Annotated in this window: 26 protein-coding genes and 1 tRNA gene; 26 read left to right on the top strand and 1 reads right to left on the bottom strand. The window is 68.8% G+C overall.

Translation table 11 applies throughout. The features are described 5' to 3' along the window. Positions 1–2: 2 nt before the first annotated feature. The 11 genes from IPG61_02280 (at position 3) to IPG61_02230 (ending at position 9,376) form a co-directional block, all read left to right on the top strand. Positions 3–1,631: a hypothetical protein gene (locus IPG61_02280; GenBank protein MBK6732917.1), complete on the top strand. Its 1,629-nt coding sequence runs from the start codon at positions 3–5 to the stop codon at positions 1,629–1,631. Next, positions 1,603–1,779, top strand: coding sequence for a hypothetical protein (locus IPG61_02275; protein MBK6732916.1), 177 nt, complete (start codon positions 1,603–1,605; stop codon positions 1,777–1,779). The genes IPG61_02280 and IPG61_02275 overlap by 29 nt, the downstream gene beginning before the upstream one ends. Then, a complete protein-coding gene (rodA, locus tag IPG61_02270) occupies positions 1,779–3,053 on the top strand; it encodes a rod shape-determining protein RodA (protein ID MBK6732915.1) in 1,275 nt (424 codons plus the stop codon). The genes IPG61_02275 and rodA overlap by 1 nt, the downstream gene beginning before the upstream one ends. Positions 3,054–3,100: 47 nt before the next feature. Further along, positions 3,101–3,859 carry a prolipoprotein diacylglyceryl transferase gene (locus IPG61_02265; protein ID MBK6732914.1) on the top strand — a complete coding sequence of 253 codons (759 nt, stop codon included), beginning with the start codon at positions 3,101–3,103 and terminating at the stop codon, positions 3,857–3,859. A gap of 111 nt (positions 3,860–3,970) precedes the next feature. Continuing rightward, entirely contained in the window at positions 3,971–4,741 is a 771-nt protein-coding gene (locus tag IPG61_02260; GenBank protein ID MBK6732913.1) for a hypothetical protein, read from the top strand. Positions 4,742–4,823: 82 nt separating this feature from the next. Further along, positions 4,824–5,675 (top strand): ComF family protein, encoded by an 852-nt coding sequence (locus IPG61_02255; protein MBK6732912.1) that lies wholly within the window; start codon positions 4,824–4,826, stop codon positions 5,673–5,675. 120 nt (positions 5,676–5,795) lie between these two features. Further along, on the top strand, positions 5,796–6,995 hold the full coding sequence (locus IPG61_02250; GenBank protein ID MBK6732911.1) for a phosphoglycerate kinase: 1,200 nt from the start codon (positions 5,796–5,798) through the stop codon (positions 6,993–6,995). A gap of 125 nt (positions 6,996–7,120) precedes the next feature. Next, entirely contained in the window at positions 7,121–7,513 is a 393-nt protein-coding gene (gene secG, locus IPG61_02245) for a preprotein translocase subunit SecG (GenBank protein MBK6732910.1), read from the top strand. A gap of 16 nt (positions 7,514–7,529) precedes the next feature. Further along, positions 7,530–7,615: transfer RNA gene (locus tag IPG61_02240), tRNA-Leu, on the top strand. Positions 7,616–7,816: 201 nt separating this feature from the next. Next, positions 7,817–8,167 (top strand): hypothetical protein, encoded by a 351-nt coding sequence (locus IPG61_02235; GenBank protein ID MBK6732909.1) that lies wholly within the window; start codon positions 7,817–7,819, stop codon positions 8,165–8,167. A gap of 111 nt (positions 8,168–8,278) precedes the next feature. After that, a complete protein-coding gene (locus IPG61_02230) occupies positions 8,279–9,376 on the top strand; it encodes a hypothetical protein (GenBank protein MBK6732908.1) in 1,098 nt (365 codons plus the stop codon). 82 nt (positions 9,377–9,458) lie between these two features. Here the strand turns inward: IPG61_02230 and IPG61_02225 are convergent, their stop codons facing one another. Then, a complete protein-coding gene (locus tag IPG61_02225) occupies positions 9,459–10,367 on the bottom strand; it encodes a hypothetical protein (GenBank protein ID MBK6732907.1) in 909 nt (302 codons plus the stop codon). A gap of 456 nt (positions 10,368–10,823) precedes the next feature. On the opposite strand from IPG61_02225, the gene IPG61_02220 reads away from it, so the two are divergent. From IPG61_02220 to IPG61_02150, 15 genes are all read left to right on the top strand, one after another. Beyond that, the gene (locus tag IPG61_02220) at positions 10,824–12,917 is read left to right on the top strand and encodes an elongation factor G (protein ID MBK6732906.1); all 2,094 of its coding nucleotides are present in this window, start codon (positions 10,824–10,826) and stop codon (positions 12,915–12,917) included. A 6-nt stretch (positions 12,918–12,923) separates the two neighbouring features. Continuing rightward, the gene (locus tag IPG61_02215) at positions 12,924–13,679 is read left to right on the top strand and encodes a YebC/PmpR family DNA-binding transcriptional regulator (GenBank protein MBK6732905.1); all 756 of its coding nucleotides are present in this window, start codon (positions 12,924–12,926) and stop codon (positions 13,677–13,679) included. A gap of 18 nt (positions 13,680–13,697) precedes the next feature. Further along, positions 13,698–14,177 carry a crossover junction endodeoxyribonuclease RuvC gene (ruvC, locus tag IPG61_02210; GenBank protein MBK6732904.1) on the top strand — a complete coding sequence of 160 codons (480 nt, stop codon included), beginning with the start codon at positions 13,698–13,700 and terminating at the stop codon, positions 14,175–14,177. 101 nt (positions 14,178–14,278) lie between these two features. Further along, positions 14,279–14,887: a Holliday junction branch migration protein RuvA gene (gene ruvA / locus IPG61_02205; protein ID MBK6732903.1), complete on the top strand. Its 609-nt coding sequence runs from the start codon at positions 14,279–14,281 to the stop codon at positions 14,885–14,887. Positions 14,888–14,925: 38 nt separating this feature from the next. Further along, complete coding sequence (gene ruvB / locus IPG61_02200; protein MBK6732902.1) at positions 14,926–15,981, top strand: Holliday junction branch migration DNA helicase RuvB; 1,056 nt, start codon at positions 14,926–14,928, stop codon at positions 15,979–15,981. An 11-nt stretch (positions 15,982–15,992) separates the two neighbouring features. Continuing rightward, a complete protein-coding gene (locus IPG61_02195) occupies positions 15,993–17,258 on the top strand; it encodes an S-adenosylmethionine:tRNA ribosyltransferase-isomerase (protein ID MBK6732901.1) in 1,266 nt (421 codons plus the stop codon). A 5-nt stretch (positions 17,259–17,263) separates the two neighbouring features. After that, a complete protein-coding gene (tgt, locus tag IPG61_02190) occupies positions 17,264–18,439 on the top strand; it encodes a tRNA guanosine(34) transglycosylase Tgt (GenBank protein MBK6732900.1) in 1,176 nt (391 codons plus the stop codon). 125 nt (positions 18,440–18,564) lie between these two features. Beyond that, positions 18,565–18,909 carry a preprotein translocase subunit YajC gene (gene yajC / locus IPG61_02185; GenBank protein MBK6732899.1) on the top strand — a complete coding sequence of 115 codons (345 nt, stop codon included), beginning with the start codon at positions 18,565–18,567 and terminating at the stop codon, positions 18,907–18,909. A 98-nt stretch (positions 18,910–19,007) separates the two neighbouring features. Continuing rightward, a complete protein-coding gene (locus tag IPG61_02180) occupies positions 19,008–19,943 on the top strand; it encodes a methionyl-tRNA formyltransferase (GenBank protein ID MBK6732898.1) in 936 nt (311 codons plus the stop codon). Next, positions 19,940–21,346 carry a hypothetical protein gene (locus IPG61_02175; protein MBK6732897.1) on the top strand — a complete coding sequence of 469 codons (1,407 nt, stop codon included), beginning with the start codon at positions 19,940–19,942 and terminating at the stop codon, positions 21,344–21,346. The genes IPG61_02180 and IPG61_02175 overlap by 4 nt, the downstream gene beginning before the upstream one ends. Before the next feature lie 52 nt (positions 21,347–21,398). Next, positions 21,399–22,124 (top strand): PASTA domain-containing protein, encoded by a 726-nt coding sequence (locus IPG61_02170; GenBank protein MBK6732896.1) that lies wholly within the window; start codon positions 21,399–21,401, stop codon positions 22,122–22,124. A 10-nt stretch (positions 22,125–22,134) separates the two neighbouring features. Next, positions 22,135–22,773 (top strand): ribulose-phosphate 3-epimerase, encoded by a 639-nt coding sequence (gene rpe, locus IPG61_02165; protein ID MBK6732895.1) that lies wholly within the window; start codon positions 22,135–22,137, stop codon positions 22,771–22,773. Between the two features lie 643 nt (positions 22,774–23,416). Then, the gene (locus IPG61_02160; protein ID MBK6732894.1) at positions 23,417–23,764 is read left to right on the top strand and encodes a hypothetical protein; all 348 of its coding nucleotides are present in this window, start codon (positions 23,417–23,419) and stop codon (positions 23,762–23,764) included. Positions 23,765–24,003: 239 nt separating this feature from the next. After that, complete coding sequence (locus tag IPG61_02155; GenBank protein MBK6732893.1) at positions 24,004–24,324, top strand: hypothetical protein; 321 nt, start codon at positions 24,004–24,006, stop codon at positions 24,322–24,324. Beyond that, positions 24,321–24,722, top strand: a complete 402-nt coding sequence (locus IPG61_02150) for a hypothetical protein (protein ID MBK6732892.1) — start codon at positions 24,321–24,323, stop codon at positions 24,720–24,722. Before IPG61_02155 ends, IPG61_02150 begins: the two co-directional genes overlap by 4 nt. Positions 24,723–24,818: the final 96 nt, after the last annotated feature.

Below are 24,818 nucleotides of genomic sequence, written 5' to 3'. Positions count from 1 at the left end.
CCGTGAACGGCCACGACCTCACCGTCCGCCATGCGCTGCTGCGGACCATCATCATCGTGGCTTTCGCCATCCTCGTCGTGAACCTGTTCCACCTGACGGTCATCCGCCACTCGTACTACCAGGACCAGGCGCTCGAGAACCGGCAGGACCGGTTCCGGGTCAAGGCGCCGCGCGGCCGCATCTACGACCGTGACGGCAACCTGCTGGTGGCCAACCTGTACATCGCCGACATCATCGTGCCTCGCAAGTGCCTGACGCCGGCCGGGCCCGACTCGACGCTCAACCGCCTCATCGAGTGGTTCGGCCTTGACCGCTACGAGACGCTCGACCGCCTGCAGCAGCAGGCCGCGCGCAGGGACCAGCTGGTGCTGGTTCCGGATGCCTCGCCGGCGCGCATCTTCACCGTCGAGGAGCGCGGGCGCGACCTGCCCGGGGTGAAGGTGGTGACGCGCTCGCGGCGGCAGTACCTGTTCGGGCCGCTGTTCGCCCACGCGATCGGCTATGTGGGCGAGGTGAACCAGGCTGAGCTGGACACGACCACCAGCGCCTACGCGCAGGGCGACTACGTCGGGAAGATGGGCGTCGAGGAGGCCATGGAACCGGCGCTGCGCGGCATTGCCGGCATCAAGCTGGAAGAAGTGAACGCCTCGGGGCGCATCGTCGGGCAGAAGCCGATCTGGGTGCGTGACGTGGTGCCGGGCACCGACGTCGAGGTGACGCTGTCGCTGCGCCTGCAGCAACGGCTGGCGACGGCGATCGGCGACCGCCCGGCCTGTGCCGTGGCCCTGGACGTGCGCACGGGCGAGGTGCTGGCGGCGTACAGCAACCCGTCGTTCGATCCCAACCTGATGAGCGGCTCGCTGACGACCACCCAGTGGAACGAGTTGATCAGCGACCCGGACAAGCCGCTGTTCAACCGCATCACCCAGGCCACGTACCCGCCGGCTTCGCTGTTCAAGACGATCACCTCGCTGGCCGGCCTGTCCGGAGGCCACATCTCCACCACGAGCTCACTGGAGCCGTGCGGCGGCGGCTGGACCTATGGCAACCGCTACTTCCGCTGCTGGAAGAAGGGCGGGCACGGCTACCTGGACCACACCGGCGCCATGATGAACTCGTGCGATACGTTCTACTACCAGCTGGGCATGCGCATGCAGGTGGACGAACTGGCGGCCGCGGCCCGGGCCTTCGGGCTGGGCAGCCGGGTGACCACCGAGTTCCGTGATGAGGTGAAGGGGAACGTTCCCGACGCGGCGTGGTACGACAAGCACATGGGCAAGGGCAAGTGGTCGCGCGGCGTGTTGATGAACACCTCCATCGGGCAGGGTGAGCTGCTGGTGACGCCGATCCAGATGGCGGTCGAGGCCGGCCGGCTGGCCACGAGCGGGGCCATGCCGGACCCGGTCTTCGTGCGCACGCCGGCGCCGGTGCGCCGCCAGCCGCGACCGTTGCCGTTCCGGGCCGACCATGTCCTGGGTGCGCGAAGCCATGCGCCGGACCGTGAAGGAAGGCACCGGCCCCGCGGCGCGCCTCAAGACGGTGGAGGTGGCGGGCAAGACCGGCACGGCGCAGAACCCGCACGGGGACGACCACGCCTGGTTCATGGCCTTTGCCCCGGCCACCTCGCCTGAGGTCGCCATCGCCGTCATCATGGAGAACGCAGGTCACGGCGGCAGCGAGGCCGCGCCGGTGGCCGGCGCATTCCTGAGCGCCTATTTCCACGAGGATGAAGCCGACTCGGTGGCCGTCCCCGTGGAGATTCCGGAAGGGGCCGACTGATGGGAGGTCTGCGCGAGCTGCTGACCCCCCGCGGGGACCGCGTCATCTTCTGGTGCTGGCTGGCGCTGTGCCTGACCAGCCTGGCCGTGTTGTGGTCGGTGACCGAACCCATCATCGGGCCCTACGAGGACGTGGATCCGGGCGTCCCGAAGTCGGTGTTCTGGCGCCAGCTGACCTGGGCCATCGTCGGGTATGTGGGCCTGGTGGTCGCCTCACGCGTGCCGCTGCGCCACATCGACAACCTGGCGCCGTTTCCCTGGCTCATCTCGCTGGTGCTGCTGCTGCTGGTGCCGGTGTTCGGGCCGGTCATCAGCGGGGCCCGGCGGTGGCTCGTGTTCGGGCCGGTCAGCCTGCAGCCGGCCGAGCTGGCGAAGGTGTCGTGCATCATCCTGAACGCCAGCCTGCTGGCCCGGGGCGTTGACAGCCGGCGCAAGTCGCTGGCCACGGGTGTCTCGCTGCTGCTGACGGCCATCCCCGCCGTGCTGGTGATGGAGCAGCCGGACCTCGGCTCCTCGCTGGTGTTCTGGGCTGCGTGGGTGGGGATGATCTTCTGGTTCGGCATGCCGGGCATCTTCCTGCTGGTGGCGGCCAGCGGCACGGCCAGCGCGGTGATCATGTTCTATTCGGACACGGTGTCGCACCAGGCCTGGCCCTGGGGCGGCTACCTGCTGGTGCTGCTGGCGCTGCTGTACTGGGTGCGCTGGTCCATCCCGGCCAAGGTGACCATGCTGGCGGTGAATGTCGTCTCGGGCATTGCCATCCCCATCTTCTGGGCCCAGCTGAAGGGCTACCAGCAGGACCGGGTGATGGCGTTCTTCAAGCCCGCCGAGCACGCCTTCAGCGCCGGGTACCAGACCCTGCAGTCGAAGGTGGCGATCGGTTCGGGCGGGCTGTTCGGGACGCACTACCTGAAGGGCACCCAGAAGGGCCTGGCCTTCCTGCCGGAGCGGCAGACCGACTTCATCTTCTCGGTCGTGGGCGAGGAGCTGGGCTTCATCGGGGCGCTGGCGGTGATCGGGCTGTTCTTCGTGATGATCCTGCGCGGCGTCGACCACGCGGCCGCGGTCCGGAAGCCGTTCTCGCGGTTCCTGGCCATGGGGATCGTCTCCTACCTGGCGTTCCACGTGGTGGTCAATGTCTCGATCACGACGGGTTTGATGCCCGTGACCGGAATCCCCCTGCCGCTGATGAGCTACGGGGGCTCGAACCTGCTGGTGACCTCGGCCATGCTGGGGCTGCTGCTGAACGTCAGCTCGAAGTCGTTCGACGTCTGATCGCCGCTGCCCATGCCGGGGCGGCCTTCGGGAAACAGGGAGCCGGAATGCATCCGCATCTGTTCGGGGTGGTCAAGAGCTACGGCCTGATGCTCGCCATCAGCTTCGCGCTCGGCATGTGGCTGAGTGTCAGGCGCGGCAAACCGCAGGGCATCAGCGCTGAGACGGTACTCGACCTGATCTTCGGCGTCCTCATCTCGAGCATCATCGGCGTCAGGGCGCTCTACGTGGCCACACACGCGTCCGAATTCGATCCCTGGTACCGGGCCCTGTTTATCTGGGACGGCGGCCTGACGCTCTATGGGGGCATCCTGGCGGCCACTGCGACGGTGTGGTGGATGTGCCGGCGTCGCGGCATCCCGTTCCTGGTCATCGCCGACAACTTCGCGCCCGGCGTGATGCTCGGCATCGGCATCACGCGCATCGGCTGCTTCCTTGCCGGCTGCTGCTTCGGCAACCCGACCACCTGTGCCCTGGCGGTGCACTTCCCGGCCGACGCCCCGGCCTCGCGCATGTTCGGCGGACGCGCGGTGCACCCGACCCAGCTGTACGCCTCGGCGGCCGGCTTCGCGATCTTCGGGCTGCTGCTGCTGGCCGAGCGTCGGCCTGCCGGACGCGGCGCCACCTTCGGCCGCTTCCTGGCGCTGTACGGCCTGGCCCGCCTGGTCGAGGACATGTTCCGCTACTACGAGCCGAGCCAGATGCTGCTGGGCCTGAGCAACCAGCAGTGGGTGTCGATCGCGCTCATCGCGGCCGGCGCGCTGGTGCTGGTGCGCGCACATCGCCGGGGGCCGGTCCATGCCTGAGCCGCTGCGCCTGACGCCCGCCGGCTGGCTGCGCGAGGACGTCCGTGGACTCCGTCGCTGCCGTTCTACGCCGTGGTGGGCGACCCGATTTCCCATTCCCTGTCACCGCGCATGCAGGCGGCCGCCCTGGCCGAGCGGCAACTGGCGCACGAGTACCTGGCGCTGGAAGTGGCGGCCGAGCAGCTGGCGGAGCTGAAGGCGCGGACCGCCGTCACGACCGGCTTCACGCTGGCCGGCTTCAACGTGACGGCTCCCCACAAGGAGGCGGTCGCGGCCCTCTGTGACGGGCGCACCGACCAGGCGCGGGCCCTTGGCGCGGTCAACACCGTGCGCGTGGAGGACGGCCGCTGGTTGGGCCACAACACCGACAGCGGCGGGCTGCTGGCGGTGCTCACCCAGCTGTGGCGGGACGATTCGCCGCCGGCCGTGGCCGTGGTGCTGGGCACCGGCGGTTCGGCGCGCGCGGCTGTCGACGCGCTGCTGCGCTGGGGCGTTGCCGCCGTCGACGTGCGTTGGCACTCGACCGCCGGACGCGACCGCTTCGAACAGTGGCTGGGTGAGAGAGGACTGGGCGAGGAGGTCTCGCTGGCGCCGCTCGGCGCCGACGACGAACTGCCGCCCGACGAGCCCTGCGCCTGGATCTGCTGCCTGGCCGGCGGCGTCTCCAGCCGCCCGTTCCTGCCGCCGGCCGCCGGCGCCGCGGCCTGCCTGCTGGTCGACGTGCGTTACGGAAATCAGCTGCCGGCCGAAGCCCCGCCGCTGGGCTTCAGCTATACCAATGGCCTGCCCATGCTGCTGATGCAGGGTGGCCTGTCGTTTGCGTGGTGGTTCGGGCCGCCGGTTCCCTGGGCCGCGATGCACGCCGCGTTGCCGTCACGCTGAGCTGCCGGCGGCGGGCACCTGCGCCCGGTCCCGCGTGAGCGTGGGCCGCATCATCGACATCCTCCCGGATTTCGAGACGATCATGCAAACGAGACGGGCCACGACCCGGGCAACCGCACGGGCCCGGATGCCGGCCCGCTCCTTCAGGCGCGGCGTGGCCGGGCCGCTTGTCGATCTGCTGCTGCCGGAGCGATGCGCAGCCTGCGCCGCGACCGCCGGATATGGACCCTGGGAGCCGCCGGGCCTGGTGGTGCAGGGCCTCCGGCCCTGGGACCGTCCGCACCTGTGCGTGGACTGCGCGACGCGGATCTTCGCGCAGCCGTGCGCGCGGATCCTGGACGGCCGCGGGCGTCACCCGGATCTCCGCGTATGGGCTGCGGCGGCGACTTCGGCCCTGCTGACCCAGGTGGTCGGCGCCTTCAAGTACCACGGCGTGCGCGGGCTGGCCTGGCCGCTGGGTCGAGCCCTGGCCGCGGCAGCCGTCGCAGCGCCGCCTTCGGCCGAGGCGGCGCCACCGCAGGCGGCGCGTGCGTGCGCCGATGTCCTGGTGCCGGTGCCGCTGCATGCCGCGCGAAGGCGCTCACGCGGCTTCAACCAGGCCGCCGTGCTGGCCGACCTGGCGGGCCGGGCGACCGGGCTCTCCGTCGACAACGGTGTCCTGGCGCGCACCCGCGCGACGGCCCAGCAGGCGAAGCTGAGCGGATCGGACGCGCGCGAGCGGAACCTGGCCGGGGCGTTCGCGGCCCGGCCACCGGGCGTTCCCCGCCGCGCCCTGGTGGTCGACGACCTCGTCACGGCCGGCGCCACGGCACAGGCGGCGGCGGCGGCGCTGCGGTCGGCGGGCTGGGAGGTGGCCGGAGTGCTGACCCTGGGGCTGGCTCTGTCGCGCGACGGTGACGGTGACGATGCCGATGCCGATGCCGACGACTTCTAGGCCGACCAGGGCGGGGACAGGGGCGACGGCGTTGACACCCCGGGAGCCGGTTCCTAGTATGGACGTGCCCCGCCGGCGGAGCCTGCGGGTGTACACGGACGCAACGGAGGGTGGAGGGCGATGAACCAGAAGCGCAATCTCGACGGTTTCGACGGTCGCGGGCAGAAGGTCCTGGTCAGGGTGGACTTCAATGTGCCTCTCGACAAGGACCGCAACATCACCGACGACACACGAATCCGCGAGACGCTGCCGACGATCCAGCGCCTGCTGGCCAGCGGCGCCGCCGTCATCCTGATGAGCCACCTGGGGCGCCCGAAGGGCAAGATCGATCCGGCCGCCTCGCTGCGTCCGGTGGCCGACCGCCTGGCCGAGCTGCTGTCGTGCCGCGTGCGATTCGCGACCGACACCGTGGGCCCCGACGCGGTGGCGCAGGCCGCGAGCCTGGCTCCGGGTGAAGTGCTCCTGCTGGAGAACGTCCGCTTCAATCCCGGCGAGACGACCAACGACCCCGGCTTCTCGCGCGGTCTCGCGGCCCTCGGCACGTGCTACGTGAACGACGCTTTCGGCTCGGCCCACCGGGCACACGCCTCGACGGTGGGGATCACCGCGTCCTTCCCGCTGAACCGGGCGGGACTGCTGATGGAGCGTGAGCTGGAGCACCTCGGCGCCCTGGTGCGCGACCCGGCCCGTCCCTACGTGGCGGTGCTCGGCGGCGCCAAGGTCAGCGGCAAGGTCGACGTCATCCGCAACCTGCTGGGCAAGGTCGACACGCTGCTCCTGGGTGGCGGCATGATCTTCACGTTCTTCAAGGTGGCCGGCCTCGGCATCGGCTCGAGCCTGCTCGACGAGGAGAGCCTGGACGTGGCCCGCGAGATCACGGCCCTGGCCAAGACCAGCAAGACGCGGCTGGTGCTTCCCGAGGACTGCGTGATCGCCGACGCCTTCAGTGACACGGCCCAGCGCCGTACGGTGCTGGTCTCGGACATCCCCGACGGCTGGATGGGCCTGGACATCGGGCCCCGCACCATCGAGCGCTACCGTGCCCTCATCGAGCCTGCCCGGTCGATCTTCTGGAACGGCCCGATGGGTGTGTTCGAGTTGCCGTCCTTCGCGGCCGGCACGCGCGCCGTGGGCGAGGCCGTGGCGGTGGCCACCGACGGCGGCGCCCGCAGCGTGGTCGGCGGCGGCGACAGCGTCGCGGCGGTCAACCAGCTGGGCCTGGCGAGCCGGGTCAGCCATATTTCGACCGGTGGCGGCGCCTCCCTGGAGTTCATGGGAGGGCTGGAACTGCCGGGGGTGATGGCGCTTACGGACGCCTGAGAGCTCTTTTTCGCTGCGGGGGGCGGTTTGACAGGCCGCCCCCCGTCTGTTACCATATTGCCCGGCGGCGGGCCAGGCGGCCCGCCGTGTTCTTGAGGTGCTGACCCGTTCGGGAGTGTTCCGGCATGTTGCATGTCCTGCTGACCATCGTCCACATCCTGATCTGCCTGGTGCTCTGCGCGGTCGTCCTGCTGCAGTCGAGCAAGGGTGGCGGCCTGGCCGGCGCCTTCGGCGGCGGCGGTGGCGCTCCCCAGCAGTTGCTCGGCTCGCGCGGGATGACGACCCTGCTCCACAAGGTCACGATCTACTGCGCGATCGGATTTTTCGTGACGAGCTTTGCGCTCTTCATGACCGATGGACCGGGCCGCGCCAAGACCGGCAGTGTCGTGGGTGAAGCCGCGCGCGAGGGTGAACTCAATCTTCCGGTGCAGCAGAATCCTCTCCAGGAGAACGCGCCCGCACCGGCGCAGAATCCGACTGACGCGCCGGCGACGCAGCCGCTGCCTCAGGGGAACTAGTCGTCGAATTTGTGCTGCCCGGGTGGTGAAATTGGTAGACACGCCATCTTGAGGGGGTGGTGGCCACAAGCCGTGCGGGTTCGAGTCCCGCCCCGGGCACCAAAAAAAAAAGGAGACTGTCAGCGACAGTTTCCTTTTTTTTTGTTGACACCATTTTCGCTCGGTCGAAATATTGGCATGCTTCAGCTGGCAGCCTGACGCCAGACGTTCGTGAAGCACGTTTGAGACAGGAGGTCTCACTCGGAAATCCACAGGGTGCGTGGTCCGGGTGGGCGAAGGACTCCCAACGAAGTGAGGTTTGGCATGGAGGAGAGGACGATGGTGGCTGCTGGCCCCAAGAAGGCGACGAAGAAGAAGGCCACGAAGAAGGCCACGAAGAAGGCCACCAAGAAGAAGGCCACCAAGAAGAAGGCCACCAAGAAGGCCACCAAGAAGGCGACCAAGAAGGCGACCAAGAAGGCCACCAAGAAGGTTGCCAAGAAGAAGACGACGAAGAAGGCCGCCACGAAGAAGAAGGCCACCAAGAAGGCGCCGGCGAAGAAGGCGACCAAGAAGGCCACGAAGAAGAAGGCCACCAAGAAGGCGCCGGCCAAGAAGGCGACCAAGAAGGCCACGAAGAAGAAGGCGACCAAGAAGGTTGCTAAGAAGAAGTAGTCGGGCCCTGGATGGGGAACGCTGCTAGAAACCCGCCGGGCTTCGGCCCGGCGGGTTCTTTTGGGCCTGCCCTGAAGATTGCATCTGGTCTGGAATTCGCCGAACCCGCGCATGAAAGCAACTGCTGAGAACTGGCTGCCGCCACACTGTCCCAATCATAACTGCCTGTATCACAACAACATGGCGGATGGATGGCGCTACAAGCGCGCCGGCTACTACCGGCGACAGGCGGCTCCGAAGTGTATCCGGCGGTTCCGGTGCCTGAACTGCGGGCGCTACTTCAGCACCCAGACGTTCAGCACTTCGTACTGGATGAAAAAGCCCGATATCCTGCCCGAGGTCTTTAGGCAAACGACGTCCTGTGCCGCCAATCGCCAGATCGCACACAACCTCCAGGTCGGTGCCGACACGATCGACCGCGCCATCGGACGACTGGGCCGACATTGCCTGCTGATGCACTCTTGCCTTTGGGGGCAGCGGCCGCCGTTGGGCCCCGTCGCGATCGACGGGCTGGAGACCTTCGAATGGAGCCAGTACTTCCCGTTCCATATCAATGTCGCGGTCGAGGTCGAGAGCGGGTTCTTCAGCTACTTCACCGAGAGTGAACTGCGCCGAAAGGGGCGGATGACCTCCTTGCAGAAGTACCGTCGGACCCGGCCCGAGGAGGCGTTCGGCCGGCCGGATCCAGCGGCACTTGGCCGAGGTGTCGCATCGCTGCTGGAGGTGGTCGTTGGCCAGGCCGAGACCGCGGTCTTGCGCAGCGACGATCATCCTGCCTATCGGGCGCCAATCCGCGGCTCGAAGTGTCGGATCCGCCATGAAGTCACGCTCTCGACGGTCCGTCGGGACGGCGACAACGCGTTGTTCGAGGCGAACCTCCTGGACAGCTGGCTGCGGCATGGGAGCGCGAACCACAAACGGGAAACCATCGCCTGGTCAAAGCGGCGACAGCGGGCCATGGAGCGGATGGCGATCGTCCTCGTGGATCGGAACTACATCCGGAGCCGGAAGAAGAAGCAGGGGGGGCCGTCCGCAGGAATGATACGGGGGATCACGGAGCGGAAACTGAGCGTCGGGGACATCCTGGCTGAGCGCCTTTTTCCCGGAAGAATCGTGCTGCCGGCGGCGTGGGAGTCCTACTATCGCGGGCTTGTGCGGACACGGGCGCTCAAGGTCAATCGGGAACACCGGCTGAAATACGCATTCTGAAATGGAAAGAGAGCCCGGTGCCATCGGCCACCGGGCTCTCGATATCTCAGGTGCAATCTTCCGGGCATTCCCGCGAGGCCATCTAGCGACGGGTCTTCTTCTGATCCGCCAGATGCTTCGCCCTGACCTCCGCCGGCACCGTATCGATAAACCACGCCGCCCCCACCGTGAAATTCTTGTAGCTGACCATCTCCGAATACCCCAACTCGTCCACATCGAAGGCGAAGATGGCCAGGTCGGCCCGCGCGATGATCCTCAGGTCGTCCAGGGGCTGGAAGCTGAGCCCGAAGTTGCCCTCCAGGTACAGGGCCGTCTTGTCCTCGAGTTCGCTGTAGCGATTGATGACGCCGCCGAGGCCGAAGCCCAACTGGGGCGTGGCGCCCAGGAAGGTGGCGGGGCGGGCATCGTACATGAGCGACAGGCCGCCCTTGTAGGCGCGGAAGCCGTTGTCCTCGTCGACCTCGACGCGGGTCCACTCGTTCCGCGCATCATCGCGGTTCGGGTTGTAGAGCATCGAGGTCACGGCGCGGCCGGACATGTAGTTGCCGACCAGGTCGAGGTGGAAATCGTCGCCGACATAGATGCCGACGCGGCCGCCGAAAGCGGTGCCGGATTCGATTTCCTTGCGGGCGGCGGTGTAGTGGACGAAGTCGATGGACTCGGCCAGGACACTGCCGTCGTAGCCGATGACGTCACCGGCGCCGGGGGTCAGGATGGTGCGCGGGGACAATTGCTTCAGGTCAAGGTAGCGCGCGCCGCTGAAGGCTCCGCCGTAGAAGGAGAGGCTGTATCCCTTGACCTTATAGTCTTTCCATTCGAGCGCCTTGGGGGCGTCCTCGGCGGCGGAATCCGGGGCCGCAGTGGCTGCGGCACTGGTCGCCTGGACGGCCTGGGGGGCGTCAGCGGCCTGGACGGAAGGGGCCCAGGAGCCGACACAGACCACGCCAAGTGCTGCAACGGCAACGAGGCACGCGATTTTCCTGACGGTCATGAATTCACCTCGACGGGTTCACGTCGACATCACGTCGACTTAACGTCGACTTAACTTCGACCAGGACGCCGACCGCCCGAAGCGGCCGTTCGACCAGGATGTGAAGGTCGCGTGGGGCGCGAATGGTTGGGACCGAACGGCAAAGCCGTTTCGGGACCCAACTAACGGTAATGTGACCCGTTCCCGCTGTCCAGAACTTTCGGGCAACGTGGCCGCTGCGGGTGTGTTGACAGCAAGTTGTCAGACAATTACCATTCTCGACCGGGCAGAAATTCCCGGTAATCCGGACCGCGAATCCCTCCGGGGACGCGGGTTTTTACTCTCATCCGGGCGTCAATGATCCGTGCGCGCGGGGTTTTCCCGGGCCGCGGTTTGCACCCGCACCGGTCCGTTCGGCCGGACCGTCCGGGCGGCAGGGTTGCACCGGCTTCCGTCGACCACCCAGGAGGACGATCCGTGAAGACCTTCCCCATGGAAAAGATCCGCAACGTAGCCCTCATGGGCCCCCACGGCGTCGGCAAGACCAGCCTGGCCGATGCGATGCTCCATGTGACCGAGAAGGTCGGCCGCCGGGGGAATGTGGACGACGGCAGCTCGGTGTTCGATTACCTGGAAGAGGAAATCGAGCGCAAGCAGACGATCTCCGCCAGCCTGGCCTGGACCGAGTTCGAAGGCAACAAGATCAACATCATCGATACGCCGGGTGTGGATGATTTCCGGGGCGATGTCTACGCGGCGCTGCGGGTGGTCGAGGGCATCCTGTTCGTCATCAAGGCTGACGGCGGTTTCGAGGTGGCCTCCGAGAACCTGTGGAACCTGATCCGCGGCACGCACCTGCCCACCGCCCTGGTCGTCAACCGCATGCACAAGGAGCACGCCAACTGGCGTTCGGTCATGAACGGGGTCAAGGAGCGCATCCCGGGTGCGGCGCCCCTGGAGCTGCCGATCGGCAACGGCGAGACCTTCGAGGGCGTGGTCGACCTGATCACGATGAAGGGCTGGAAGTTCGACGGTCACCACGCCGTGGAGTGCCCGATTCCCGCCGACCTGGGCCCGGCCGTGGAAGAGGCGCGGGAGATGCTGATGGATGCCGCGGCCAGCGCCGACGACGCCCTGACCGAGAAGTACCTCGAGGAGCTGACCCTGAACGAGACGGACATCGTCGCGGGCCTGAAGAAGGGCACTCTCGAGGGCACCGTGTACCCGGTCTTCTTCTGCGACGCCCAGAGTGAAGTCGGCGTCAACTCGCTGCTGCATTCGGTGGTCAGCCTGTTCCCGAGTTCGTTCTCGCGCACCCGCTCGCCGCTCAAGGGGTTCAAGGCCGGTACCGAGACCGAGACGCCGTTTACGCCGTCGGCCGACGGCCCGGTCGTGGCCTATGCCTTCAAGCGCCAGTACGAGGCCCAGGGCGGCGACAGCACCTGGCTGCGCGTGTTCTCCGGCAGCATGAAGGCGGGCGACAACCTCGAGTGCAGCGATGGCCGGAGCACCGAGCGCATGGGACAGCTGTCGGCGGCGCAGGGCAAGTCGCGCGACAAGATCGAGGTGGCCGGCCCCGGCGACATCGTCCTGGCTGCCAAGCTGAAGGCCACGCACACGGGCGTCACGCTGACGTCGGGCGTCGACTTCGCGTTCCCGCCCATCCAGTACCCGGTGCCCACCTGCACCGACGCGATCAGCCCGGTCGTCAGCGGCGACGACGACAAGATGGCCGCCGGCCTGCATCGGATCATGGAAGAGGATCCGACGTTCCAGCTGATCCACCAGGGGCACCTGTCGCAGACGCTTCTGGCCACCCAGGGCGAGATCCACACGAACTTCATCCTCGACAAGCTCAAGAAGCTGAACGGCGTGGTGGTGGAGCGCCGCCGCCCGCGCATCAACTTCAAGGAGACGATCCGCGGAACGGCCGAGAAGCAGGGCCGGCACAAGAAGCAGACCGGCGGCCGTGGCCAGTTCGGCGATGTGCACATCCGCATGGAGCCGGTGCCGCGCGGTACGGGTTACGTGTTCGCCGACGAGATCGTCGGCGGCGTGGTGCCGAACAAGTTCATCCCGGCGGTCGAGAAGGGTTGCCGCGAGACGCTGCTGCACGGGCTGCTGGCCGGCTACGAGATGGTGGACGTGCGCTGCGCGCTGTTCTTCGGCTCGTACCACGCGGTGGACTCGAGTGAAGCGGCCTTCAAGGCGGCCGCCCGGCTCGCGCTCAAGCATGCTGTCGAGGAAGACGCCGACAAGCTCCGGCCGGTCATCCTCGAGCCGGTCATGAAGGTCCGGATCGTCGTGCCCCAGGCCTACATGGGCGACGTGATGGGCGACATCTCGACGCGTCGCGGCGCCATCCTGGGCAGCGAGGCCGACGGCCCGTACCAGGTCGTGACGGCGAACGTGCCCGAGGACGAACTGTACCAGTACGCAACGTCGCTGCGCTCGTTCACGCAGGGCACCGGCGTGTTCACGATGGAGTTCTCGCATTATTCCGAAGTCCCCGGCGACGTCCAGAGGCGCCTGGTCGAAGAGTACAAGAAGACGGCGACTGCCGAGGAGTAGGAACCGATGTCCGGGCATTCCAAATGGGCGAATATCAAGCGTCGCAAGGGGTCGCAGGACGCGAAGAAGGCCAAGGTCTTCGGCCGCCTCATCCGTGAAATCACGGTTGCGGCGCGCCAGGGCGGCGGCGACCCGGAGGGCAACCCGCGGCTGCGGGCTGCCCTCGTCGCGGCCCGCCTGGCCAACATGACCAATGACACGGTCGAGAAGGCCGCCAAGCGCGGCGCGGGTGAACTGGAAGGCCAGGTCATCGAGGAGATCGCCTACGAGGGGTACGGGCCCGGCGGCGTGGCGATCATCGTCGAGACGCAGACCGACAACCGGAACCGCACCACGGCCGAGGTGCGGCATGCGTTTACCAAGTACGGCGGCAATCTCGGGGCCACCGGCTGCGTCAGCTACATGTTCGAGCGGAAGGGTGTCATCACCATCGACGGCGAGGACACGACGCTCGAGGCGGTCATGGAGGCCGCCATCGAGGCCGGGGCCGAGGACGTCGAGGATGACGAGGGCACCATCACCGTGACGACGGCCATGGAGGATATGCACACCGTGAACGCCGGGCTGACGGCGGCGGGACTGGCGATCACCTCGGCCAACCTGATGCCGGTGCCCGGCAGCTACATCAAGGTGGAGGGCGACGAGGCCGTCACCCTGATGAAGCTGATCTCGTACATGGACGACCTGGACGACGTGGCCCGCGTGGTGGCGAACTTCGACATCGACGACGCGACCATGGCCGCGATTGAAGACCAGCTCTAGTCCCGGGAGGGGGCGCCCGTGATCATCCTGGGCGTCGATCCGGGTTCCCGCGCGACCGGTTACGGTGTCATCGACACCGCGCCGGTCGCGCGCCTTTTGGGTGGCGGCGTGGTGCGGCCCCGCACGGGGGCGCCGCTGGCCGAGCGCCTGCGCGACATCCACGAGGGGCTCAGCGGCGCCATCCATGAGTTCAATCCCGACGTCATGGTCGTCGAGCGGGTGTTCAACGCGCGCAATCCCCACAGCGCCCTGGTGCTGGGCCATGCCCGCGGCGTGGCGCTGCTGGCAGGGGCGCAGGCGGGGCTTTCGCCCGTGGAATACACGGCGCGCGAGATCAAGCTGGCGGTCACCGGCACCGGCGGGGCGGGCAAGGAACAGGTACGCTTCATGGTGATGCGGCTGCTCCGGCTGACCGCCGAGCCGCCGCTCGACATGAGCGATGCCCTGGCCGCCGCCCTGGCGCACCAGGGGCGCGCCCGGCTGGCGGCGCGCGCCTGACCGCCGTTCCGATCACCTGTGGCACCGCGCGGGTCGATCGCGCATAATGCCCCTGCCGGACGGGCGTACCGCCGGCGCGGACCCGCATCAGGACGGAACCGATGATCGCATTCCTCGAAGGCATCGTGGTGACGGGCGGCACCGACGCGGTCGTGAGCGTCGGCGGCGGCATCGGCCTGGAGGTGCACCTGTCGACGGCCGCGGCGGCCGAGTTGCCGGCGCCGGGCGAGCCGGTGCGCCTGTGGACGCACCTGGTGGTGCGCGAGGACGCCTGGTCGCTGTACGGCTTCCTCGACCCGTCCGAGCGCGGGATGTTCCGCCTGTTGCAGACGGTCTCGGGCATCGGGCCGAAAGTGGCCCTCGGCATGTTGTCGAAGGCGGGCGCGACCGAGATCGCCGCCTGCCTGCGCGGGGGCGATGAATCGGCGCTGTCGCGGCTGCCGGGCATCGGCAAGAAGACCGCGGCGCGGCTGGTCGTCGAGCTGGGGAACCGGTTGCCCGAGCTGCCGCAGGCCGGCGACGGGACGGGAGCGGCCGGGGCGCGCTCGGCAGGTGCCGCGGCGGCGCTGGCGGTGCTCGGCGCGATGGGACTGGCTCCCGGGCAGGCTGAACAGGCACTGCAGCGGGCGAAGCAGGCCGACCCCGCGGCGGCCGCCGACACCGAAACCTGGGTGCGGGCCGCGTTGCGGCAGCTGCACCGGGCCGGCTGAACCGAACCGCGGCCCCAGGGCCGGCGGAAGGATGTAGCGTGCGCGACCAGCGATGGACCGACCCGGGGCAGCGTGAAGAGGAGCGCGAGCTGGAGACCAGCCTGCGGCCCCGGCGCCTGGCCGACTTCGTCGGCCAGGAGAAGGTGAAGGACAACCTGCGCGTGTTCATCACCGCGGCCAGGGCGCGCGGCGAGGTGCTCGACCACGTGCTGCTGCACGGGCCCCCGGGACTGGGCAAGACCACGCTGGCGCAGATCCTCGCGGCCGAGATGGGGCTGGAGATCCGCCTGACCAGCGGGCCGGCCTTCGGCAACGGCGCCGAACTCATCGCGCTGCTCAGCGAGCAGGCGGACAAGCGCGCCATCTTCATCGACGAGATCCACCGGCTCAGCCGCGTGATCGAGGAGCACCTCTACCCGGCCATGGAGGACTGGCGGGTCGAACTGATCATCGACAAGGGCCCGAACGCGCGGCACTTCAACCTGCAGCTCGAGCCGTTCACGCTGATCGGCGCCACCACGCGCGCCGGGCTGATCACGCCGGCGCTCCGCAGCCGCTTCGGCATCGTCTGCCACCTGGACTTCTACCCGGCCGACGAGCTGGCGATCATTGTCCGGCGCAGCGCCGTCATCCTCGGTGTCTCGCTGGCCGACGACGGCGCGCTGGAGATCGCCCGGCGCAGCCGCGGCACGCCGCGCGCGGCCAACCGGCTGCTCAGGCGCGTACGCGATTTCGCCCAGGTGGACGGTCGCCTGACCGTCGACCGTGAGGCGGCCGACGCGGCACTGAACCGGCTCGGGGTCGACGCGCTGGGCCTGGAGCCGCTCGACCGTCGCTACCTCGAGACCATGGCCGGACACTTCGCCGGCGGCCCGGTGGGCGTGCAGAACCTGGCCGTGAGCCTGGGCGAGGAGTGCGACACGCTCGAGGACGTGGTCGAGCCGTACCTGATCCAGTCGGGCCTGATGATGCGCACGCCGCGGGGCCGCGAGCTGACCGCGCGCGGCTGGACGCATCTCGGCCTGCAGCCGCCGGCCAACAGCGGCGCGGCCGGGGTCGCAGCCGCCGGCGGCGTCCTGCCCGAGCTGCCCTAGGCGAGCGGCGCATGCACGACGGTGACCCCGCATTCCAGTTCGACCTGCCGCCTGAGCTGATCGCGCAGGAGCCGGCGCTGCGGCGCGACGGCTCGCGCCTGCTGCTGGTCGGCGACGGTGGCCGCGTTGCCGGTGAAGCCCCGTTCGCGTCGCTGCCGCGCCTGCTGTGCGCCGGCGACCTGCTCGTGCTCAACGAGAGCCGCGTGCTGCCGGCCCGGCTGTGGTGCCGGCGTGCGGACACCGGCGGGCGCATCGAGATCCTGCTCATCGAGCCGCAGTCGGCGGCGGCGCCCGGCGCCTGGCGGGCGATGGCCCGGCCGGCGCGGCGGTTGCGGCCGGGACAGGCGCTGGACGTGATCGACCAGCCGGGCTCGCAGCTGGTGGTCGTGGCGCGCGACGACGAAGGGTTCGTGACGGTGGCGCCGGCAGGTGCGGGCGAGCCGCAAGACGAGGACGACGCCGACGCCGATGCCGATCCCGGCGACCGGCTGGCAGCCCTGGCGATGCGCTGCGGCCAGATGCCGCTGCCTCCGTACATCCGCCGCGAGGCGGGGCACGACCCGCACGAGTCCGCCGATCGCGAGCGCTACCAGACCGTGTTCGCGGCGCCGGGCATCGCTGCGGCGCGTTCGGTGGCGGCGCCCACGGCCGGGCTGCACTTCACGCCGGGCGTGCTGGCCGAACTGGGCGCCGCCGGCGTGGGCACGGCGCGCGTGCGCCTGCATGTGGGACCGGGCACGTTCCAGCCGCCGACCGCGGCGCAGGTCGCCTCAAGGCGCCTGCACGCCGAGCGCTTCGAACTGCCGGCGGCCACGGCCGCAGCGGTGGCCGCGACGAGGGCGCGCGGTGGCCGCGTGATCGCCGTCGGCACCACGGCGCTGCGGGTGCTCGAGACGGTGGCCCGGCTGCCGCTGCCCGCCGAAGCGGCCGACGGCGCCGCCTGGCATGCCGACCAGGGAGACAACAACGCCGGAAGCGCCGGCTTCTTCACCGGCGCGGCGCGGCGCGAGGACGGCCACTGGGCGGTGGCCGGGACCACGCGCTTGTTCATCGCGCCGCCCGACCGGGTGACGGCCGCCGACGGCCTGCTGACGAATTTCCACCTGCCGGGCTCGTCGCTGCTGATGCTCGTGGCCTCGCTGGTGGGCGACCCGGCCTGGCGCGAGGTGTACCGCGAGGCGGTGGCGCGCCGGCTGCGCTTCTACAGCTACGGGGACTGCATGCTGGCGCTGCCGGGCCTGGCTGCGGCAGGCGCCCCAACCGGAGACGTGACATGAACCGAATGCCGCTCGACACCCCGTTCTCGTTCACCGTGCTCGGCCGCGAGGACCGCGCCCGGCGCGGCGTGCTCCGCTGCGGTCACGCCGAGGTGCCGACGCCGGTCTTCATGCCGGTCGGCACCGTGGGCTCGGTCAAGGCGGTCACGTTCGAGCAGGTGGCGGCCACCGGATCGCGACTCATCCTCGGCAACACCTACCACCTGTACCTGCGGCCGGGGCACGAACTGGTGGCGCGGCGCGGCGGCCTGCACCGCTTCCAGGGGTGGGACGGCGCGCTGCTGACCGACAGCGCTGGCTTCCAGGTGTTCTCGCTGAGCGAACTCAACCGCATCACCGACGACGGGGTCGAGTTCCGTTCGCACCTGGACGGGAGCAAACATTTCTTCAACCCCGAACTGAGCATGGAGATCCAGCTGGCCCTCGGCTCGGACATCGTCATGGCCTTCGACCAGTGCGCGCCCTACGGCGCCGATCCGGCCGAGGTGAAGCGCGCGGTGGAGCGGACGACACGCTGGCTGCGCCGTTGCCGCGACGTCTTCGGCGGGCGCACGGTGCGCGACGGCTGGGAGCGCGTGCTGTTCGGCATCATGCAGGGCGGGGTGGATGAGCCGCTGCGGCGCCGCTCGGCCGCCGAGATCACCGAGCTGGACCTGCCTGGCTACGCGGTGGGCGGCCTGTCGGTGGGTGAGCCCACCGCGGCGATGCGCGAGATGACCGATCTGGCGGCGGGGCTGCTGCCGCCGGACAAGCCGCGCTACCTGATGGGCGTGGGATTTCCCGACGACATCCTGGCCGGCGTTGCGGCCGGCATCGACATGTTCGATTGTGTGCTGCCGACGCGGATGGCGCGCACGGGCACCGTGCTGACGCGCGACGGTCGCCTGGTCGTGAAGAATCAGGAATACGCCGAGGATGACCGGCCGCTCGACACGGAGTGCGGCTGCCCCGTCTGCGCGCGCCACTCGCGGGCTTATGTACGGCACCTGTTCCAGGCGCGGGAGATGCTCGGCCCCACGCTGGCGACCATCCACAACCTGCACTTCTACCAGGAGCTGATGGCGGGCATCCGCACCGCCCTGGAGGAGGGCCGTTTCGCCGACTACGCCCGCCTGGCCGGGGGGCGCTGGCGGGACGGCGAGGCCGCCCGCCTGGACGGCGTGAAACGACGCTCCGGCTGAGGGTTGGGGGACCGTACCGGTGCTTCTTGCCCCCGACCGGCCGGAATGGCATTGTTGTCCGTGCCGGGTCACCGGCCGCGCCCCGCTGGGGCGCCCAATCGACGATCCCCAGCAAGGAGAGGTCCATGCTTCCCGTGACCGTAACGGCTACCATCGCGCCTTTCGCGAACGCGCATCTGGCCCAGGCCGCGGCGCCCAGCGGCCCGTCGATGCTCATGCAGCTGCTGCCCATCGTCCTGATCTTCGTGGTGTTCTGGTTCCTCATCCTGCGTCCGCAGAAAAAGCAGCAGGACGTGCGGAAGAAGATGCTCGAGGCGATCCAGCGCGGCGACCGCGTGCTGACGACCGGCGGCATCTACGGAACGGTGAAGGACGTGAAGGGCGATGTCCTGGTCCTCACCATCGCCGAGAACGTGAAGGTCGAGGTGGCCAAGGGCGCCATCACGAGCGTCGCCACCGGCGAAGGCTGATTCCCGACTCGGGCGCCGCTGCCAGTGGCGGCGGCGCCCGGTCCCGTGCCCGCCGTCGCGGGTGACGTCCCCACCCGCGGCACAACAAAGGACGACCGATGCGCGTCGTTTTCATGGGCTCCCCCGACTTCGCGGTGCCGAGTCTCGAGGCGTTGATCGAGGCGCGGTTCGACGTGCGCCTGGTGGTCACGCAGCCGGACCGCCCGGCCGGTCGCGGCCGTCACCTGCTGCCCACGGCCGTCAAGCAGGTGGCCCTGGAGCATCACCTGCCTGTGCGCGAGTTCGGCCGCGGCGAGCACGCCGCGGTCTGTGCCGAGGTGCTGGCCTGCGAGCCCGAGGCCGTGATCGTGGCCGCGTTCGGGCACATCCTGCGCGAGCCGCTCCTGTCGACGCCGAAGTACGGCTGCATCAACGTCCATGCGAGCCTGCTGCCGCGCTGGCGCGGCGTCTCGCCGATCCAGTACTCGATCCTGCACGGCGACACCTGGTCCGGCGTCACGATCATGCGCATGGACGCGGGCGTGGACACTGGTCCCATCCTCGGGCTGAGGGCGGTGCCCATCGGGCCGGAGGATACCGCGGGTGAACTGCTCGACCGCCTGGCGGGCCAGGGGGCCGACCTGCTGCTGGAAGTGATGCGCGGCCTGCCGACAGGCCAGGTCGTGCCCGAACAGCAGGACGAAGCCGATGCCGTCTACGCGCCCAAGCTGACGCGCGCGCTGTCGGCGCTGCGCTGGGATCGCGACGTGGTGACGGTGCACAACCAGGTGCGCGCCCTGCAGCCGTGGCCCGGGTGCACGACGTTCCTGGGCGAGCAGCAGCTGAAGATCACGCAGGCCAGCCCGACCTCGCTGAACTCCGTCGGCCGCGAGCCGGGCACGGTGCTGGCGGTGCGCCCCGAGGGCGTGGTCGTGGCCTGCGGCCACGGCGCGCTGCTCCTGACGGGCCTGCAGGTGCCGGGACGGCGCCCGCTGCCGGTGGACGAGTTCCTGCGGGGCTTCGCCATCCGCCCCGGCGACGTCCTGCGTTCATGAACAGGAAGCCGCCGCGCGACGAGAGCTCCGGTGATCTGCCGGCACGCCAGGTGGCGGTGCGCGATGCAGCCCACGCCGTCCTGCTGGCCGTGCACGAAGGCCGCCGCCTCGACGAGAAGCTCGACGCCGCCCTCGGCCGCGCCCTGCCGCGCGACCGCGGCCTGCTGGCCGAACTGGTGCGCGGCACCCTGCAGTGGCAGGCGCGCTACGACCACCTCATCCGCCGCTTCAGCCGCCGCCGCCCGCCCGACGATCCCGCGCTGCTGATCGTGCTGCGCCTGGGCCTGCACCAGCTGTGCGGCCTGGACGGCGTGCCGGCCCATGCCGCGCTGCACGAGACGGGGGAGATGTGCCGCCGCTGCGTGGGCGACCGCGAGGTGGCGTTCGTCAACGGACTGCTGCAGGCCGTCCGCCGGCAGGCGCTGGGCGAACCGGCGCCGGTCGGGCGCGCGGCGCGCGAGGCGAAGTTGCGGCCGTACTTCGACGACCTGGGCCCCGGCTCGCCCGCCTGGCTGGCGGCCTGGCATTCACTGCCGCCGTGGCTGGTGGAGAAGTGGGTGGCGCGGCACGGCGCCGCCACCGTCGAAGCGATGGGCTCGTGGATCAACGACGCCGTGCCCGTCACGCTGCACGTGCGCGCGCCGGCCGTGACGAGCGCGGTGGCCGAGGCGCTGGCCCGTGAGGGCTTCCCCGTGGCCGCCTGCGCGGACCTGCCGCGTGCCCTGGAGCTCGTGGCCGCGACCGATCGCGCCGCGCTCACGCGCCTTCTGGGCGCGCACCCGGAGCTCATAGTGCAGGACCGCACCGTGCAGGAGGCGACGGCCTGGCTGGCGGGCGACGCGGTGGCTGCAGCCGGCACGGGCGACACGCTGTGCGACCTGTGCGCCGCGCCCGGCGGCAAGGCGGCGCTGCTGGCCGGCTGGTGGCCGGGCCGGCTCGTGGCCTGCGACGCCACGCGGGAGCGGACCGCCCTGCTGCGCGGTACCTTGAAAAGGATTGAGGCGCCGCAGGTGGGCGTGGTATTGGCTGATGGCCGGCGCCCGCCCCTGCGGCCCGGTTCGCTGGCCGCGGTGCTGCTCGACGGCCCCTGCAGCGGCACCGGCGTGCTGCGGCACCACCCGGAAGGGCGCTGGCGCCTGCGTCCGTCGCACATCGACCGCAGTGCGGCGCGGCTGGGTGAACTGGCGGCGGCGGCGGCCGACCTGCTGGCCCCGGGAGGCTGGCTGCTCTACGCGACGTGCTCGCTGGAGCCGGAAGAGAACGCCGATGTGGTCGCCGCGCTGCTGGCCGCCCGCCCCGACCTGGCGCCGGCACCGGACAGCGAGGGCCGCTGGCAGCGCCTGTGGCTGCCGCACGAGTCGGGTGGAGACGGGTTCTTTGCCGCGAGGCTGAGGCGGCAGTGATCGTGGCGACTTTGATCGCGGCACCGGAGACAGCCACGGAAGTGAGCGCACCATGAAGCTGTGGAAATTCCTGATCGTGCTCGGCATCGTCGGTGCGGTGGCCGCCGTGCTGGTGGCCGGCATCAATTTCCTGGTGCTGCCCTCGCTCGTGCACAGCAACGAGGAAGTGGCGGTGCCGGACCTGCGCGGCGCCTCGCCCCAGGCCGCGGCCGACCTGCTGCGCCCGCTCGACCTGGAGGTCGTGGTCTTGCGCACCAGCGCCCATGCCAACATGGGTGCCGGCCTGATCAGCGACCAGGTCCCGGCGCCCGACGCGGGCATCCGCAAGGGGCGCGTGGTCAAGGTGGTGGTCAGCAGCGGGCCGGCGACGACGGGCCTTACCGACCTGGTGGGCCTCTCGGAACGACAGGCGGGCATCACCCTGCAGCGCGACAGTTTCCAGCTGGGCCGCGTCTCGAGAATGCAGAAGGAAGGCCTGAGCGAGCCCCAGGTGGTGGCCCAGCACCCGCAGCCGGGCACGAAGCTGAACAAGGGTTCGGTGGTGGACCTGGTGGTGGCCGAGCCGGGCCCCAGCATCCACTTCATGATGCCCGACCTGCGCGGCGTGCCGCTGTTCAAGGCCCGCAAGCTGATCGACGCCGCCGGCCTGCTGACGGGCGAAGTCGACACCGAACGCCACTCCGGCGCCGCCGACAACACGATCCTGGAACAGCGTCCGCGGGCCGGCGCCCGCGTGGCGAAGGGGGAAGTCGTTGACGTCCTGGTCTCGTCCCGCTGAAGGCCGCGCCCTGGTGGCGCCGTCGCTGCTCTCGGCCGATTTCGCCGACCTGAAGGGCGAGCTCGACTCGCTCCAGGCCTGCGGCGCCGACCTGCTGCACCTGGACATCATGGACGGGCACTTCGTGCCCAACCTTACCTTCGGCCCCTTCATCTGCGAGGCCATCCGCCGCCTGACGCCGCTGCCCCTGGACGCCCACCTCATGATGACCCACCCGCACCGCTACCTGGAGGCGTTCGCGAAGTCGGGCGTGGACGGCATCACCATCCACGTGGAAGCCACCTGCGACGTGGGCGCGGCCCTGGACCAGATCGGCGCCCTGGGCTGCCAGCGCGGCCTGTCGCTGCGCCCGGCCACCGACCTGGGCGAGATGCTGCCGTTCCTGGACCGCGTGGACCTGGTGCTGGTGATGAGCGTGCCGCCGGGCTTCGGCGGGCAGTCGTTCGACGAGGGCGCGCCTGAGCGCATCGCCTGGCTGAAGCAGCGGCGGGCCGAGATGGGCGGGCGGTGGCTGATCTCGGTGGATGGCGGGATCAACGATGTGACGGGCGCCGCGTGTCGGGAGGCGGGCGCCGATATCCTGGTGAGCGGGTCCTGGCTGATGAAGGCGAAGGATCGCGCCGCGAGGGCGGCGTTATTGAAAGGCTGACGATTTTTCGTTGACGCTGATGTTTGCGGCTGGTAAAGTTCGACTTCCTCCCACTTGAACATTCTGGATACGACCGGGTTGCCGCGGCTTCGTTGTGGCGCGTTGCAGCGTTTTATCGCTGTGGGGCTGCTCGCGATGTCGTCGTGTTACCCGCAATGGTTGGAGCTATGGGAGACGGTGACATGCTGAAACGCGTGGTGCGTGCGGTGGCTGTGGCCGGGCTGTTGGCGGTGGCTGCGGCTGCGGTGGTGGGCGTGACCGCGGAGACCGCGGAAGCGCGGCAGGTGCATAGGATGGCGGTGGCGGGGGATCCGGGGGATGGGAGTGTTGGGGATCCGACGGATGGGTTGGATGGGGATCCTACTGATGGTGAGGACGGGGATCCTAATGACGGTGAGGACGCTACTTCGAGTGGAGGCGGCCACAAGGGGCCGACATCGGGTGATCCTGGAGACGGTTCAGAAGTGTCGTCGAACCCGGGTTTGGCCAACGGCGCGTACTCGGCATTGGGCTTCCTCGTGCGCTGGGTGTTGACTTCGTGGTGATTCATGAAGGCGCGCGGAATCGAACTGCGAGACCGCGCCAGGATCGAAGGGATCGGTGTGTCATGTCAGTACGGGTAGGTGGCACCAGGTTGATGGGCTTGGTCGCGTTGCTGATGGCGCTGCTGGTCGTGGTGGGGCAGCCGGTTCAGGCGCTCGCGAAGCAGCGGATCGCGGTTGCGCAGGTGGGGAATCCGCGGGATGGGTTGGCGGGTGATCCAGGAGATGGACTGGACGGTGATCCCGGCGACGGCTTTGGCGGCGATCCAGGTGATGGTGACGAGGGCGATCCTACGGATGGCGAAGGAGACCATGCACTAGCCGGGGACCCCGGTGATGGTGACGGCGTAACCGCTTCTGCGGGCTTCGATGTTTGGGCCCAGTACGGCTGGCCGGTGTGGACCAATTTGATTGTGGCGATGGCACTTGTCCGGATCCGTGGGCGCTGATCTGGCAGCAGGCCATAACTTACAGGGCCAAAACCAGTTATGCTTGTGCCGGCCGATCCATTCTCAAGAACGAGCCTGGGCGCACTTGACTCTTGATCTTCAGGACCGGAATGGCCTAAGATCAAGTGGCTTGCGAAGCCCGGATGGACAACTCGGGGACGACACGCTCAAGGCTTCCCCACTGGCCTTAATGACATTGGCGAGTGGGTACTCCTCCCAAGCCTTGTGGAGTTGATGAGATGAAGACGCGCGTCTGCAATACCCGATTGAACGTCAGCGCAGCCCTGCTGGTGCTCGCTGTCGTAGCCGCCGCTTTTGCTGCACCTGTCTTCGCGCGCGAAAACATTGCAGTAGGCCAGGCAGGGGATCCCGGCGATGGTGAAGAAGTATTTTCTGGTGGTTCATCAAACGATGGCTCTACAACAGTGACTAGGGCCGAGTCGGTTTCCAATCCAGAGAAGACTCGGGCAATTCCAGTTCTGATCCCCGTGTTCGTTTCAGGTGTCGTTTTCTTCCAAGTGTATCTCGTCGCCGCGAATATGGAGTTGAGGCGCCAATGATGAATACCCCGCAGCACGGTCATTACGGGGAATGGTCGCGGCCAATTCCCGCCGGTGACGACTATGCAGCGGCGCAGGAGTACTACAGGAATGAGAACTACTCGAAGGCCGAAGAGATTCTGCGACGGCATGTCGAGGACGATTGTTCGGTTCAACCTGCACAAGAGCAGATAGCTTCGGAATCTGTATTGGTGCTTTATTGTTGGTGCCTTTATCAGCTTAAGCGATTCGATGACCTTGAATTGAAGCTTGATGCGATTTGCGACGAGCGGGGTGAACTGCGAGGCGAAATCCTGCTTGTGTGGTGCCGGCTTAAGCTACAGAATGGCGGATTTGACCTCGCAGCAATGGCTTGTCAACGATTCATTTCTGAGCATTGCGATGCGATCCACCCATAATGGGCCGCTTCATGTTTGTGCTTGGCATCGCACAATACAAGCTTGGAAATGTTGAAGACGCAGTTGAATCGTTAGAGGCGGCCCATGCGCTCAATA

It is taken from the genome of bacterium, from assembly GCA_016703265.1.
Lineage (GTDB): Bacteria > Krumholzibacteriota > Krumholzibacteriia > LZORAL124-64-63 > LZORAL124-64-63 > CAINDZ01.
The sequence above is the reverse complement of the archived record's forward strand: the minus strand, read 5'-3'. Positions and strand labels throughout refer to the sequence as shown.